Raw genomic sequence first — 14609 nt, 5'->3', positions numbered from 1 at the left:
GCCGCCCTGTCCGGCAGCCTGTCGGCGAGCATACGACGGTGGTTCGGCGGCCTTCCGGCCGATCCCACCAGGGGCGTACCCACGGGCCTCGCGGCCGGGAGTCGAACTGGGGTGCGCATCAGCGGAACCACACGGCACGCCGCCCGCGTCTGCCACACCACAGGCGCCTGGTACGAGACAGGAGCGACACCCCGTGGGACAGGCCATGAACACCACTTCTTCGCGCACGGCCCCTTCGCGCACCGCGGGCGGCGCCGGGTGCCTCCTCGCTCTTCTCGGCGCGGCGAGCGCGCCGCTGGCGTGGGCGCCCCGGGCCACGAGCAGTATTTACGGTGGTTTCGAGGGCGAGCAGCGTGATTTGAGCGTCCTCTACCTCGACCTGCCCCTCATCGCGCTCGGCGGCGCTCTCGTCCCCCTCCTGGTCTGGATGCTGACCTCGCGCTGGACGGGCCGCCCCTGGGCAGCGGCACTCGCGGGCCTCGCCGCGCTCTCGCTGGGGATCTGGGGGCTGCTGGAGTGGTGGACTCCGCAGCACCCGCCGAGCTACGGCGACGGGCCGCTGTGACCGCTGGGTCACCTTCGGTGCGGTGGCGGAGTGCGGGCCCTCGGGGCGGTGCCGGCGCGGTCCGTCAGCTTGCGGCGGTACGAGCGTTGCCCACGACGGTCCGGTAGTGCTCCCGCACCGCCTGCAGCAGGTCCAGGTGCTGGGCGGCGACTTCACGGTCGTACTGGTCGCGCAGTTTTCGTACGACGCCCTTGTAGTCGGCCTTCACCAGGCACGAAGCGTCGGCGGTGGCCACGGCTGTCTCGCCCTTCCCCGGGCGCTCGCCCTGCCATGCGGGGTTGTTGCGGGCGGCAGCGAAGGTGTCGAAGGAGTGTCCCGCCTTCTTCATGCACTGTGACCAGTTCTGGACCATCGAGCGGTAGGCGGGGTGGCGGACCACGACCGATTCCGCCTGGCTCCTCAGCAGCAGAACCGCGTTGAGGGCGTCCCTGCCCTGGGCTCCGTGGGCGTCGAGATCGGGCCCGCCCTTCGCGAGCCGAGCCTCGGAGACGCCCAGACACCCGCCCTTCGGAACTTCCTTCCCGTTCACCGAGGCGATTGCAACGGCAGAGGGAGAAGTGCCTCATGAGGGCCTTTTTCCAGAATTTTTGGGCCCATTCAGGACGAGCAGTTCCCTATTGTTCAGACTCTGCTGGCGACCGGTTGCGGGATTTTCCTGCTGATTCTGCGGAACTTCCTGCTGGGGCGCGGGGTGGTAACCGTATTTCTTGGCGTCCGCGAGGGCCACCGGCAATTTGACGCTCCCTCGCGCGTCTTCGTAGAGACCGTCCATCAGCGGTCCGTCGACTTGTGTCTTCAGCCCATAGCCGGACGCACAGGACGTCACCAGAATTCCCTGCGCCTTCCTGATGAGCCGGACCTCGTCGACCGTGGGCAGGTAGGAGGCCAGTGGCTGGGCCCGCTGTGCGCCCGCAGGAGCAGCCGTTCCGGGGCTCGCCGTCGATGCGCAACCCGCCAGGAGCATTACGCCCGAAATCACCGCTGCGGCTCTCGTTGCGTTCACTTGCAGACCTTCACACTTCCCCTGGAATTTGGATGCCGGAATGGTGCATCACGACCGGCACCCATGGCAAGGGAAACCTCAAAGCCGCAACGGGCAAGTCGGAAATGTATTCACTTCCAGTCGGCTGCCGCATTTCGTCGATGTGACGCCAATCACAGCACCGCGGGGAACCTGTGAAGAGATTGCGTGGCATTACCGCCGGGCCACATTCCGCTTAACTTTGAAGGAACTCAAAATGCGAGCAATCGGACGCATAGCCGTCGTGGGATCCATGGTCCTCGCCTCCGCCGGTCTGTCGGTCGGCAGCGCCTCCGCCCTGTACGCCGTCTGCTGGGACGCCGACAACGACGCCGGTGGCGTGAACTGCTCCATCAGCCACGAGGAGAACTCCTGGGGCAGCGTCGACAACGTCAACTTCCAGGCCTACGGCGAGGTGCTCCACATCTCCGACCTGCTGGCCAACGGCAAGGGGGTCGGCGCCTACGTGGAAGGCAAGTGGTACCCGTTCAACGGCACCTCGGACGACCCGGGTGTCACCTACAACCTCAGCTTCACCGAAGGTCAGAAGATCACGCTGACCTCCTGCCAGACGAACAACGGCACCCGCTACGACTGTCACACCGAGTACGCCACCGCCTGATCCCCCAGGCCCCCGGACCCTGCTGCGCGGAACGCCCGCGCGGCAGGACCGGGTCCGGGGTCCGGGGTCCGGTGCCGTCCGCCGGGCCGGCGGAACCGGAATCCGTGCGCCGTGGCGGGCCTGATCCCGGCGCAGGGGGTTCGCACCGATTACTTCTCGGCGTTGCCGGAGTCCTACGGACACCACAACGACTCCCCTGGAGGACGGCATGGGCCTGGACCTCTTCGCCGGTATCCCCGTCACCGACTACGCCGCGGCGCTGTCCTGGTACCAGCGGTTCTTCGGCCGGGAGCCGTCGCTCCTGCCCCATGACACCGAGGCGGTGTGGGAGGTGGCGGAGCACCGTTACGTATACATCGTGGAGGACCCGGAACGGGCGGGGAACGCCCTGGTGCTGTCGTTCGTCGACGATCTCGACGAACGGGTCGCCGCGGTCGCCCGGCGGGGCATCGAGCCGGCGAAGCGCGAGGTGTTCGGCGACGTGCACAAAGTGATCTACCGGGACGAGGACGGCAACGAGATCAGCCTCGGCGGCACGCCGGTCTGACGCGGGCCACCGCGCCGACCGCCGCGGCCCCCGGACCGGGGTGCGGTGCATCCGGCCCCGTGTCCGCCCCGCGGACCCGCCCTTGCCGCGACCAGGCGGCACCGGGGCCGGCCCGCGTCCGCCGGTCCCCCCCGGACCGGGGCCGCGCCGGCCGGCCGCGCGCACCACCCGTCGTTACTTGGTCGTGTGCGTGGGGTAGACCTGTACGTCCGTGTAGGCGCCCTTGATCTGCCCCGCGCCCGCGGGCCACTTCAGGGTCACCGTGTGGGTCTCGTTCGGGGGCGTCACGAGGATGTTGGTCGGGCTCGCAAGGCTCTTGCCGGTGGTGTCGATGGCGTAGGCGAGGTTGAAGACGGCGGCGTCACCCGGCTTCAGGGTGGTGACGCGCGGCTGGGCCTGGCCCCGCTCGATGGGGTTCGAGGTGTTGTCGGCGTCCTTGATGTCCACGCCCGCGAAGCCGGTCGCCGAGCAGGTGGTCGAACCCCGGTTGATCATGGTGATGTCTATCCGGCCGGTGTTCTTGTCGGGTGCGGCGTCCCGGACGTCGATGGCCAGGTCCTCCGTCTTGCAGAACTTGCCCTTGCCGCCGGTCTTCGTCGTGCTGTCCGCGGCATCGTCCTTGGCGCCGGAGCCCTTGCCTGAGTCCTTGCCCGAGTCCTTGCCGGCCTCCGGCTTCGCGTCACCGGCCTCCGAGCCGCCCTCCGTCTTCGCGCCGCTGTCCGCCGTCGTGTCTCCGCCCGACGAGGAAGAGGACTCGGACGACGACGAGGAGTCCTTCGCGGAAGAGGCCTTGCCGGTGTCGTCGCCGCCACAGGCGGTGAGCGAGAGGGTGGCGGCGAGGCTGATGGCGGCAAGAGCGGCGGTACGGGTGTACTTCATGGTGTTCCCCCAGGAAGAACGCGGTGCAGGTGGTCAGAAGTATTTGTATCTCGCACCGAGTTACAGGCAGTCCTCCGCGAGGTCTTCGTTCTGTCACAGGCGTCCGCACAGCGGAGGTGGGGCATCCGCGGCGCGGAGGCGGGGCGTCCGCGCTCGCCCACCACCCGCCGACCCCTTCACACCACTCGGCCCCCGGCACACCGGGTGGGCAAGTCCTCCGCATACATACGGAGTTGAGTACGCAGGCAGGGTCAACTCCGTTCATGGGGTGCATCTAGGCTGAGGGTGATCACTCAGCATCGTCGTCCCAGGAGGCGCCCCGTGTCGGACCGTGAACCCAGAGCTGTCGCAGCCTCCGAACTGAGCGCGCGGATCGATACCACCACGCCCCACTCCGCGCGCTTCTGGAACTACTTCGTCGGCGGCAAGGACCACTACGAGGTCGACCGGGAACTCGGGGACCACATCCAGGGAATCTTCCCCGGGCTGGTCGACGTGGCGCGCACGAGCCGCCACTTCCTGGGCCGCACCGTGAGCCATCTCGCCGGGGAGCAGGGCATCCGGCAGTTCCTGGACATCGGCACCGGTCTGCCGACCGCCGACAACACCCACCAGGTCGCACAGCGCACCGCACCCGAGTCGAAGATCGTGTACGTCGACAACGATCCCCTGGTGCTCGCGCACGCCCGCGCACTGCTCACCAGCACGCCGGAGGGCGAGACGGCCTATCTGGATGCCGACCTGTACGAGCCCGAGTCCATCCTGCGGGCCGCCGCCGAGACGCTGGACCTCTCCCAGCCGGTCGCCCTGGTGATCCTCAACACCCTCGGTCACGTCGCCGACCACAAGCAGGCGTGCGCGCTGGTCTCCGACCTGATGGCGGGTCTGCCGTCCGGCAGCCATCTGGTGATCAGCGACAGCACCTCCACCAGCACCGGCATGATCGCGGCCTCCGAGGCCTACAACTCCAGCGGGGCCGTCCCCTACTACGTGCGCAGCGTCGACGAGATCACGCGGTTCTTCGACGGCCTGGACCTGCTCGACCCGGGCATCGTCGAGGTCACACGCTGGCGCCCGGAACCGGGAAGTCCGTCAGGTGCCCCGGCCGGTGTCGACGCGTACGGCGGGGTGGGCCGCAAGCCGTAGGCGCCCCTCGACCCGCTTTCCACCGGCTCTCCGCCGGTGTCGGGCGGGTATGGGCCGCATCGTCCGGCCGCCCCGGAAGCAGACGTGCCCGGGGCGGCCGGAGACCTGCGCGTACCCGGTGTTACGCGTACGGGTCGAAGGGGATGCCGGACGGCTTGGCCTTCGCGAGGTGGGCCGCGAAGTTGCCGTCCTTCAGGCCGAACACGGCGCTGCCGAAGTCGGTCTGGGCGAGCTTGTCGCGCAGCCCAGCGGGGTAGCCGTTCCAGCCGACGAGCGCGGGCAGTTGCCAGGTGTGCTTGTGGTTCTCCGGGGGCTCGTCGTTGGAGTTGGCGGGCCGGAAGCAGTGCGTGCTCGCGCCGTCCTTGTGGTAGACGATCTTGGGGTGGGTGCCGTCCCAGCGGATGCGGTCGCGGGCGTGGATGTCGAAGTTCCCGTGCGCGGAGGTGGCGACGTAGCGCGCCTCGTTGTTCTGCACCCACACGACGATGTGCTCCCAGTCGTGCCGGTGTCCCCCGAGGCCGCTGCCGGCGACGGCCTGGTCCTTCTCGAAGTACAGGCCGTACATCACGGCGCACCAGCCGTTGTTGCACTTCTGGCGGGCGTACGCGTTGGTGTTGTCGAGGTCCCAGGCGTCGCGGCACTGGCCGTTGAGGGCTCCGGACGGCTTGAGTCCGCCGTTCGTCGTCCCGTCCGGTCCGATGGCGGGGGTCGAGTAGCAGCCGTCGGTGTCGTAGTCGAGAGCCGGCTGGTAGGTCCGCTCCAGGGCGTCCGCGTTCGCGGGCAGGGCCCGCGGCGGATCGGCGTGGGCGCTGCCGGAAGCGGCGACGACCAGCGCGACGGCGCCGGCCAGCACGAGCGTCGTTCTGCGGATCCGTGAGTCTGTCTTCACTGTGTCCCCTGATCGCCTCGGTCTGCGGAATGCTCGGACTTGCCATGCCCATTTCAGCTTGGGCGAACCACGTGGCCGTTCCAGCGTCCGGAGATGTCGACCGGGCGACGCCTGGGCCAACGGTGTCGCGGCACGGCGGAGTGCCCGGCGGGGCGCGGCGTTGTGGCGGGCCCGCGGCCGTGGAACGATGCGCGGACGCAGGGTCGGCCGGGCCCGCCACGCATCCGCCGCACCGGGTCGCGCCGCGCACCGGCCGCCGCAGACGTACGACGAGGGGACGCACCACCATGGACGAGGAGCGCCCGCGCCCGGCGGCGGCCGTCTTCGACGCACTCGGGGCGACGTACGAGCACGCCTTCGGCGACTCCCCCGCCCACCACGACTCACTGCGGCGCCTGCTGGGGGACCTGGCGCCGGGCAGCCGGATTCTCGATGTCGGCAGCGGTACGGGGAAGCCGACCGCGGCAGCGCTGGCGGCGGCCGGGCACGACGTGCTGGGCGTCGACGTCTCGCCCGTCATGGTCGGCCTCGCGCGACGGCAGGTGCCACAGGCGGAGTTCCGGCAGGTGGACGTACGCGAAATGGCCCTGGAGGACGGTTCGTTCGACGCGGTGTGCGTCTACTTCTCCCTGCTCCAGATGTCGCGCGACGAACAGTCGGCGCTCCTTGGCCGGCTCGTACGCGCGCTGCGACCGGGCGGGCACTGCGCGGTGGCGACCGTGCCCCTGGACGTGGAGGACGTCCAGGGGGTCTTCATGGGCCAGGACGTACGGGTGACGAGCTTCGGTGCCGAGGACTTCACGGCAGCGGTACGCCGGGCGGGCCTGTCCGTGACGCACGAGGAGAGCCACCTCTTCACCCCGGCCCACCCCGACGCCCGCCCCGAACCCCACCTGTACCTGCACGGCCGCAGGTAGCCCGCGCAAGCGTACGCATCCGGCCCGCGCCCGGCGGGCACGGCGGACGCCCGCGCGGCTAGCCCACCGTGGCGGACTCGGCGGACGGCCGCCCGCCGCGGACTTCGCGCCAGATTTCCGGGGTGATCGCGTACTCGACGGTGCGCAGGTCTGCTCCCGGCGGGAAGTCCTCGGCGTCCGCGAGGAATTCGCGGACGTGCTGGAGGCCCATGCCCTCCAGCGTGGCCCGCGAGGCGGTGTTGGCAGCCGCCGCCATGGCGGAGATCCGGGTCAGCCCCAGGTCGTCGAAACCGTGCCGGAGCAGTTCGCGCGATCCCTCGGTGCCCAGCCCGTTCCGCCAGTGGCGCCGCAGGATCTTGCACCCGAGTTCGCCCTGGCCCGGCGCCGGTTCCTGGTCGCCGTTGCCCGGCGGCCGGAGGATCCAGTAGCCGGCGAAGTCTCCCTCGACGAATCCGGCCCAGTACCCCAGACCGGGGACCCGCTCCGCGTCCGCGAGGTTCCCGTGGAGCGCCGCCTGCACCTGCTCACGGCTGCGGGCACCGCCCAGGTGACGCATGACCTCGGGGTCGGCGTCGAGTTCGAGCTGGTACTCCAGGTGCTCGTCGGACAGCGGGACCAGCCGGACCCGCTCACTGCGCAAGATCGCTTGGGACATGGCGCCGAGCATCTCACAGCAAGGCGGCATTCGAACAGACATTCCGGGCGCGAAAGATGTGCCCGCGAGCGCCTCGGGCCGTGTGCGGGGTGGGGTCGTCAGGCGTGCTGCGGGAGGGCCTTGCTGAACCAGTCGCGTACCGGGGCCAGGGCGGAGGAGGCGGGCCAGCCGTTGACCGAGGCGAGGAGGGTCCAGTACCGCGCGACGAGGGGTTCGGTGCCGCCGTGCAGGCGGACCAGGAGCCACCGGCGCAGGTCGCCGTCGCCCGCGCTGTCGAAGGCGCGGGCGTAGAGGTCGCTGATCGTTTCGGAGCGGGGTGCGGCGGCCTCGGCGGGCAGGAAGCCGGCGGACACGGCCTCGTCGATGCGTTCGTGGAGAGTGCGGTTGAGTTCCGCGTGGAGGCCGTCGGTGTCGCGGGCGGCGAACTCCGCCGCCTGTTCCTCGGCGGCTCGCCGCACCGCCGCCCGGAACCGGTCGCTCTGGCAGATCTCGGCGAGTTCCACCCAGGCCTCCACCTGTTCGGACGTGGGGTCGTCGGGCAGGTCGGGGAGGGTGGAGCGCAGCAGTGCCTCGGCCTCCGGGTTGGTGTGGGGCTCCGCGAAGGCCGCGTCGACGAAGTCGGCGACGAGCTGGTGCCGTTCGGTACGGGAGAGGGTGGCGAGGTGGTGCATGAGGTTCATCTCCGTGGGGGTCGGGCCGCGCCGGGCGACCGCACGCAGTACGGCCCGGCGCAGGCGAAGGGACTGGATCTGCACGTCCAGGGCGTCGGCATGGGTCTCCGCGACGTCCGAGAGGGACACCTTGCGGTCCAGGACCTCGCGGACGACCGTGAGTTCGAGGCCGAGGTCGCGCAGTGTCCGCACCAGGTTCAGCCGGGCGAGCGCGTCGACGCCGTAGAGCCGGTAGCCTCCCGGGCTCCGGTCGGTCGGCGGGACGATGCCCTGGTCGGAGTAGTACCGGATGGCCTTCACCGTCAGCCCTGTCCGGCGGGACAGGTCTCCTATGGTGTAGAGCGTGTCGCGGTGATCCATGTCTCCAGCCTGCAGTCTCCCCCGACGGGAGACTCAACTCGGTGATGTACGGGGGGGCTCGGTCGGGGATGCACGGGGGGGCTCGGCCGGGTCCGGCCGGGCGGGTCCGGCAGGGTGGGTCCGGCCGGTTGCGGGTCCGGCTGGTCGGGTATGGCCGGTCGACCGGCCGGTTGCTTCCGGTTGAACGGTGGCGCCTGCCGACAATCGGTTCTTCTCGGGACGGTACGTCGATCCGGACGCATTCCCGACTGCCATCCAACACGACTGCCGTGCCCGCCAGTTCGTACTTCTCGGTGACGGACTGCCAAAGATTGGCAGTCGACTGCCACAGCGTTGACACCCCTCTCGGCCGGACCTAGATTCGCCCTCAAGTCGATCTTGAACAAGTATCGAAATTCGATCACTCCGGGGACTGAGGGTTGATGAGCACGCTGGTTCTTTCCGCGTCCGATATCGCCACGCTCGTGCACGTTGTGGGCCGCGACAACCTGATGGACCGGATGATTGAACAAATGAGATCCGGAATGGCCGCGCTGGGCCGCGGCGAATTCGAACTCTCGCCGCGCCGCGGTGGATTCACCCGGAACGCCGACGGGCTCGGCGTCATCGAATGGATGCCGCATCACGAGCCCGGCCGCAGCATGACGCTGAAGACGGTGGGTTACACCCCGACCAATCCGCTCGGCCGCGGACTGCCCACCATTCTGGGCACCGTGACCCGGTACGACGACACCACGGGCCAGCTGGTGGCGCTCGCGGACGGCGTGGTGACCACCGCCATCCGGACCGGTGCCATGTCGGCGGTGGCGAGCGGGCTGCTGGCGCGGCCGGACAGCGCGACCGTCGGGTTCATCGGTGCGGGCGCGCAGGCGGTCACCCAACTGCACGCGCTCTCCCGCACGTTCCCGCTGCGGCGGGTCCTGGTGTCCGACGTCAACGCCGAGCACGCGGCCGGTTTCGCCCGCCGGGTCGCCTTCCTCGGCCTGGACGTCGCGTTCGAGACCGTCGCCCCGGAGCGGGTGGCCGCCGAGTCGGACATCATCTGCACCGCCACCACCGTGGGCGTGGGCGAGGGCCCCGTCCTGCCCGACGGCGAGATGCGCGCACATGTGCATGTGAACGCGGTCGGTGCCGACCTGCCGGGCAAGACCGAGCTGTCCTACGGTCTGCTGGACCGTTCGCTGGTCACCTACGACCACCTGCCGCAGGCCCTCATCGAGGGCGAGTGCCAGCAGCTTTCCGAGAATTCCCTCGGCCCTTCGCTGGCCACTTTCTGCGCGCACCCGGAGAAGGCCGAGGAATGGCGGGGGCGCAGCACCGTCTTCGACTCCACCGGTTTCGCCCTGGAGGACCACCTGGCGCTCGACGTCTTCCTCGAACTCGCCGAACAGCACGGCCTCGGCCGTCGTATCGACGTCGAATACCACCCGGCCGACAGCCTCAACCCCTATCCCTCGGAACCCCTTTCCGACCTTTCCGTCCGGGACTCCGAGGATTCGCTCCGGCCGGCCGTCGCCGCCGTCTGATCGATTTCCCCGAACTGCCCGGCAAGAGATTCACACATCGATCACGCGGAGAAGGCTGAACAGTGGGTATTGCGAACAAGCCTGGAAACAGCGGACTTGGCGCGGCGATGAGCAATCTCTTCGAGCGGACCCGCCGCAAGGAGGCGCCCGCCGGGGTCACCCCCGCGGGCCGGGACCGGCCGCTGCGGGCGTCGTTCGCGCAGACCCGACTGTGGTTCCTCGACCAGCTGGAGCCGGGCGGCGTCTCGTACAACATCCCGCTCACCATGCGGGTCCGGGGCGAGCTGGACGTCGCACACCTGGCCACGGCCGTCTCGACCGTGGTGGAGCGGCACGAGGCGCTGCGCACCGCGTTCACCGAGGACGGCGGGGAGCCCTTCCAGCGGGTCGTCGCGGCAGAGCCCGTACCGGTTCCGGTCGTGGAGGTGCCCGGCGCGGCCGATGAGCAGCTGGACAACGCCCGCGCGCTGGCCGGTGCGGAGATCGCCAAGCCCTTCGACCTGTCCGCCGCTCCGCTGGTGCGGGCCACCCTGCTGCGGCTGGCGGAGCAGGACCACATCCTGCTGCTGGTCCTGCACCACGTGGCCACCGACGCCTGGTCGCAGGGCGTGCTGGTACGGGAGCTGTCGGCGGTCTACGGGGCGCTCGACGCCGGTCGCACCCCCGCGCTGCCGGCCCTGCCCGTCCAGTACGCGGACTACGCCGTGTGGGAACGCGACCGGATGGCCGGTCCATCCCTGAAGCGTCAACTGGACTACTGGAAGCAGCAGTTGTCGGGCATGGAACCCGCACTGGAGCTGCCGACCGACCGGCCGCGCCCGTCGATCGCACGCCAGGAGGGCGAGGCGGTCGCCTGGACGCTGCCGCCGGAACTCGTCGACGCCGCACGCAAGCTGGGGGCCGAGGAGGACGCGACCCTCTACATGACGCTGCTGGCCGCGTTCCAGCTGGTGCTGTCGCGGTACGTCAACAACGAGGACGTCGCCGTCGGCACCCCGGTGGCGAACCGGGGCCGCTCCGAGATCGAGGGCCTCATCGGGTTCTTCGTCAACACGGTGGTGCTGCGCACCGACCTCTCCGGCGACCCCACCTACCGTGAGCTGCTGCACCGGGTCAGGGACGTCACGCTCGGCGCGTTCGCGCACGGTGAGCTGCCGTTCGAGTACCTGGTGGAGCACGTGCAGCCGGAGCGCGACCTCTCGCGCAACCCGCTGGTGCAGGTCCTCTTCCAGATGCTCAACATCCCCGCCGAGCGGCTCTCCCTGGGCCCGCTGGAGGTCGAGCAGTTCGACCCGGGCCGGGTGCTGACCCGGATGGACCTCGAATTCCACCTCATGAAGGCCGACGACGGCGGTCTGCTGGGCCACATCGTCTTCAGCAGGGCCCTCTTCGACCGGCCGACCGTCGAGCGGCTGCTGCACCACCTCGATGTCGTACTGCGCTCGGTGCTCGCCGACCCCGACCGGCCGGTCTCCGGGATCTCCCTGCTCGACGACGCCGAGCGGACGCTGGTGCTGGAGACGTTCAACGACACGGCCCGCCCCGTGCCCGAGGGTTCCCTCCCGGAGCTGTTCGCCGCGCAGGTGCGCCGCTCCCCCGACGCGACCGCCGTGGAGCACGGCGACGACCGTCTCACGTACGCGGAACTGGACCGCCGGTCGAACCGGCTGGCCCACCACCTGCGCGACCGCGGAGTCGGCCCCGAGGCGCTGGTCGGGCTGTGCGTCGCGCGCGGCGCCGAGGCGATCGTGGCGCTCCTCGGCATCCTCAAGACGGGTGCGGCGTACGTGCCGATCGACCCGCACCACCCCCGCGACCGCATCCGGTTCACCCTCCAGGACGCCCAGGTGGCGACGGCCGTCACCCAGCAGGACTTCGTGGAGCTGTTCGAGACCGCGGACACCTCGCTCGTCCTGGTGGACGCCGAGCGCGAGACGTTCGCCGGGCGGCCGGACACCGCGCCGGCGGTCGCCACCAGCCCCGACGACCTGGCCTACGTCATCTACACGTCCGGCTCCACCGGTGTGCCCAAGGGCATCCTGATGCCCGCCGCCTGCATCATCAACCTGGTGTCGTGGCAGAAGCGGGCGCTGCCCATCGGCTCCGACGCCAGGACGTCCCAGTTCGCCTCGCTGACCTTCGACATCTCCCTCCAGGAGATCTTCTCCTCGCTGCTGTACGGGGAGACGGTCGTCGTGCCGGACGAGGAACTGCGGATGGACCCCGCCGCGTACACCCGGTGGGCACACGAACAGGGGCTCTCCCAGCTCTTCGTGCCGAACGTGATGCTGCGGGCCATCTCCGAGGAGGTCGACGCGGAAGGCACCGAGCTGTCGGCGCTGCGTCACCTCTCGCAGGCCGGTGAGCCGCTCTCCCTCCACCAGGACCTGCGGGAGCTGTGCGAGCGGCGCCCCGAGCTGCGTCTGCACAACCACTACGGACCCAGCGAGGCCCATGTGGTCACCTCGTACTCGCTGCCCGCGTCCGTGTCCGACTGGCCGCTCACCGCGCCGATCGGCAGGCCCATCGACAACACCCGGGTCTATGTGGTCGACCGCGGCCTGCGGCCGGTTCCCGTGGGTGTGCCCGGTGAGCTGTGCGTCGCCGGCGCGGGTCTGGCCAGGGGGTACGCGGGGCGCCCCGAGCAGACCGCGGCCCGCTTCGTGCGGGACCCGTTCGCCGACGACGGGTCGCGGATGTACCGCTCGGGCGACCTGGTGCGCTGGCTGCCGGACGGCAACCTGGAGTTCCTGGGCCGGATCGACGACCAGGTCAAGATCCGCGGTTTCCGCATCGAGCCCGGGGAGATCGAGTCGATCCTCGTCCGGCACGAGGACGTCCTGCACGGCGCCGTGATCGTGCGCGAGGACGTACCGGGCGACAAGCGGCTCGTGGCGTACGCCGTCGCGGAGCCCGCCGCGGCCGACCGGGACGAGCGGCTGGCCGAGACGCTGCGCCGGCACATCGAGTCCGCGGTGCCGGAGTACATGGTTCCGTCCTCGGTGGTGCTGCTGGAGTCGATGCCGCTGACCACCGGCGGCAAGATCGACCGCGGTGCGCTGCCCGCGCCCGATCTGCGCACGGTGCTCGAAGTGGGCTACGTCGCCCCGAGCACCCCCGAGGAGGAGGCCGTCTGCGCCGTCTACGCCGAGCTGCTGGGCGCGGAGCGGGTGGGCGTGGAGGACGACTTCTTCGCCCTGGGCGGCCACTCCCTGATCGCGACCCGGGTCGTCGCCAAGCTGCGGACGGCACTCGGCGTCTCCGTACCGCTGAAGGCGATCTTCCAGCACCGGACTCCGCGGGAGCTGGGGGCCGCGATGGCCGCCGCCGCGGGGGCGGGGACGGCGCAGGAGCGTCCGCCGCTGGTGCCGGTGGAGCGGTCGCGTTCGCTGCCGGTGCCGCTGAGCTTCGCGCAGCGGCAGGCCGACATGTTCTTCGAGGACATCCTCAAGGCGGGCCACTGGAACATCCCGCTGGCCATGCGGGTCACCGGTGAGCTGGACCTCGTCCAGCTGCGGCGGGCCATGGAGATCCTCGTCGAGCGGCACGAGGCGCTGCGGATCACCGTCGTCACCGAGCCCGGCGGCTACGCCCAGGCCGTCCGCCCGAGCGCACCGCTGCGGATGGAGGTCATCGACGTCGACGACCCGGCGCAGGCCCCCGTGCTGGCGGGCCTGGAGGTCGCGAAGCCGTTCGACCTGACGCGGGACGCACTGGCCCGGGTGAGCGTGCTGCGCCTGGGCGAGCGCGACCACGTCCTGGTGCTGGCCCTGCAGCACCTGGTCACCGACGGCTGGTCCCGGGGAGTTCTCGTACGGGACCTGTCCGCGGTGTACTCGGCCCTGGTGGCCGGCACCGAGGCGGACCTGCCCGACATCCCGGTGCAGTACACCGACTACTCGCTGTGGGAGCAGCGGTGGCTCCAGGGGCCGGCGCTGGAGGAGCTGCTGGACCACTGGGAGCGGCACTACGCGGGCATGGTCCCGGCGGAGCTGCCCACCGACCGGCCCCGCCGGGCCATCGCCTCGTACGACAGCGAGGTCTTCCACTGGCGGCTGGAGCCCGAGGTCGTCAGGGCCGCCCGGGGACTGGGCGAGTCCGCGCACGCCACGCTGTTCATGACGCTGCTGACGGCGCTGAAGCTGGTGATCTCCATCCGCTCGGCGAGCCCGGACGTACTGGTCGGCATGCCGATGGCGGGCCGGGACCGCGACGAGCTGGAGCACGTCGTCGGTCTGGTCTCCAAGCTGCTCGCGGTACGGACCGACGTCGGCGGCGACCCCGCCTTCCACGAGCTGCTGGTGAAGGTGCGCGACGCGATGTCCGACGCGCACGCCCACCAGGACGTACCGTTCGTGCACTCCGTCGCCCGCTGGGCGAAGGGCGCCCCGCTGTTCGAGAACCCGCCGGTGAAGGTGGTCTTCCAGATCGTCAACACCCCGCCGCAGACGCTGCGTCTAGCGGAGGCCACGGCGGAGCCCTTCAAGGTGAGCCACCCACCGGTGCGCATCAACCTGGACCTGGAGATCGACCTGTACGAGGACGCCGCGGACGGCGCGCTCGTCGGCACGGTGCTCTACAGCTCCACGCTCTTCGACAGGGCGACCGTGGAGAGCCTGTGCGGTGACATCGAAGCCGTTCTCGTGCGCGCCGCCGAGGACGCCCACCGGCCGCTGTCGCAGGTGTGGAAGGAGCGCTCCGCTCCCGGATCCGTCTCCGGCTCCGCTCCCGGATCCCTTCCCGGGGCCCGCAGCGGCGGACGCACGGCACCACAGCCCGGTCAGTGAACGAGACACCCCGTCAGGATCAGC

At 70.4% G+C, this 14609-nt stretch carries 13 protein-coding genes; 7 read left to right on the top strand and 6 right to left on the bottom strand.

The features are described from left to right. The first annotated feature begins 205 nt into the window (after nucleotides 1-205). Entirely contained in the window at nucleotides 206-565 is a 360-nt protein-coding gene (locus ACFYVL_RS38715; protein WP_389253667.1) for a hypothetical protein, read from the top strand. Between the two features lie 64 nt (nucleotides 566-629). Here ACFYVL_RS38715 and ACFYVL_RS38710 read toward each other — a convergent pair whose 3' ends face one another. Then, nucleotides 630-1094 (bottom strand): hypothetical protein, encoded by a 465-nt coding sequence (locus tag ACFYVL_RS38710; protein ID WP_389253665.1) that lies wholly within the window; start codon nucleotides 1092-1094, stop codon nucleotides 630-632. 33 nt (nucleotides 1095-1127) lie between these two features. Further along, the gene (locus tag ACFYVL_RS38705) at nucleotides 1128-1568 is read right to left on the bottom strand and encodes a hypothetical protein (protein ID WP_389253663.1); all 441 of its coding nucleotides are present in this window, start codon (nucleotides 1566-1568) and stop codon (nucleotides 1128-1130) included. Nucleotides 1569-1803: 235 nt separating this feature from the next. Here ACFYVL_RS38705 and ACFYVL_RS38700 point away from each other — a divergent pair, with 235 nt between their 5' ends. Both ACFYVL_RS38700 and ACFYVL_RS38695 read left to right on the top strand, forming a co-directional pair. Then, on the top strand, nucleotides 1804-2208 hold the full coding sequence (locus tag ACFYVL_RS38700; protein WP_389253661.1) for a hypothetical protein: 405 nt from the start codon (nucleotides 1804-1806) through the stop codon (nucleotides 2206-2208). 208 nt (nucleotides 2209-2416) lie between these two features. Next, nucleotides 2417-2755 carry a VOC family protein gene (locus tag ACFYVL_RS38695; RefSeq protein WP_389253659.1) on the top strand — a complete coding sequence of 113 codons (339 nt, stop codon included), beginning with the start codon at nucleotides 2417-2419 and terminating at the stop codon, nucleotides 2753-2755. A 174-nt stretch (nucleotides 2756-2929) separates the two neighbouring features. On the opposite strand, the gene ACFYVL_RS38690 is transcribed toward ACFYVL_RS38695, so the two are convergent. Continuing rightward, on the bottom strand, nucleotides 2930-3634 hold the full coding sequence (locus ACFYVL_RS38690; protein ID WP_389253657.1) for a DUF4232 domain-containing protein: 705 nt from the start codon (nucleotides 3632-3634) through the stop codon (nucleotides 2930-2932). A 321-nt stretch (nucleotides 3635-3955) separates the two neighbouring features. On the opposite strand from ACFYVL_RS38690, the gene ACFYVL_RS38685 reads away from it, so the two are divergent. Then, the gene (locus tag ACFYVL_RS38685) at nucleotides 3956-4780 is read left to right on the top strand and encodes an SAM-dependent methyltransferase (protein ID WP_389253655.1); all 825 of its coding nucleotides are present in this window, start codon (nucleotides 3956-3958) and stop codon (nucleotides 4778-4780) included. Between the two features lie 121 nt (nucleotides 4781-4901). On the opposite strand, the gene ACFYVL_RS38680 is transcribed toward ACFYVL_RS38685, so the two are convergent. Continuing rightward, a complete protein-coding gene (locus ACFYVL_RS38680; RefSeq protein ID WP_389253653.1) occupies nucleotides 4902-5669 on the bottom strand; it encodes an NPP1 family protein in 768 nt (255 codons plus the stop codon). Nucleotides 5670-5956: 287 nt separating this feature from the next. Here ACFYVL_RS38680 and ACFYVL_RS38675 point away from each other — a divergent pair, with 287 nt between their 5' ends. Next, a complete protein-coding gene (locus tag ACFYVL_RS38675) occupies nucleotides 5957-6586 on the top strand; it encodes a class I SAM-dependent methyltransferase (RefSeq protein ID WP_389253651.1) in 630 nt (209 codons plus the stop codon). Nucleotides 6587-6644: 58 nt separating this feature from the next. Here ACFYVL_RS38675 and ACFYVL_RS38670 read toward each other — a convergent pair whose 3' ends face one another. Both ACFYVL_RS38670 and ACFYVL_RS38665 read right to left on the bottom strand, forming a co-directional pair. Next, on the bottom strand, nucleotides 6645-7241 hold the full coding sequence (locus ACFYVL_RS38670; RefSeq protein ID WP_389253648.1) for a GNAT family N-acetyltransferase: 597 nt from the start codon (nucleotides 7239-7241) through the stop codon (nucleotides 6645-6647). Nucleotides 7242-7339: 98 nt separating this feature from the next. Continuing rightward, on the bottom strand, nucleotides 7340-8272 hold the full coding sequence (locus tag ACFYVL_RS38665) for a MerR family transcriptional regulator (RefSeq protein WP_389253645.1): 933 nt from the start codon (nucleotides 8270-8272) through the stop codon (nucleotides 7340-7342). Nucleotides 8273-8694: 422 nt separating this feature from the next. Here ACFYVL_RS38665 and ACFYVL_RS38660 point away from each other — a divergent pair, with 422 nt between their 5' ends. Continuing rightward, on the top strand, nucleotides 8695-9798 hold the full coding sequence (locus ACFYVL_RS38660; protein WP_389253643.1) for an ornithine cyclodeaminase family protein: 1104 nt from the start codon (nucleotides 8695-8697) through the stop codon (nucleotides 9796-9798). Nucleotides 9799-9905: 107 nt separating this feature from the next. Beyond that, nucleotides 9906-14585 carry an amino acid adenylation domain-containing protein gene (locus ACFYVL_RS38655; RefSeq protein ID WP_389253641.1) on the top strand — a complete coding sequence of 1560 codons (4680 nt, stop codon included), beginning with the start codon at nucleotides 9906-9908 and terminating at the stop codon, nucleotides 14583-14585. Nucleotides 14586-14609 lie beyond the last annotated feature (24 nt).

Source organism: Streptomyces sp. NPDC004111 (assembly GCF_042874215.1).
In the GTDB taxonomy this organism is placed as follows: Bacteria; Actinomycetota; Actinomycetes; order Streptomycetales; family Streptomycetaceae; genus Streptomyces.
This window is presented reverse-complemented; position numbering and strand designations above follow the sequence as displayed.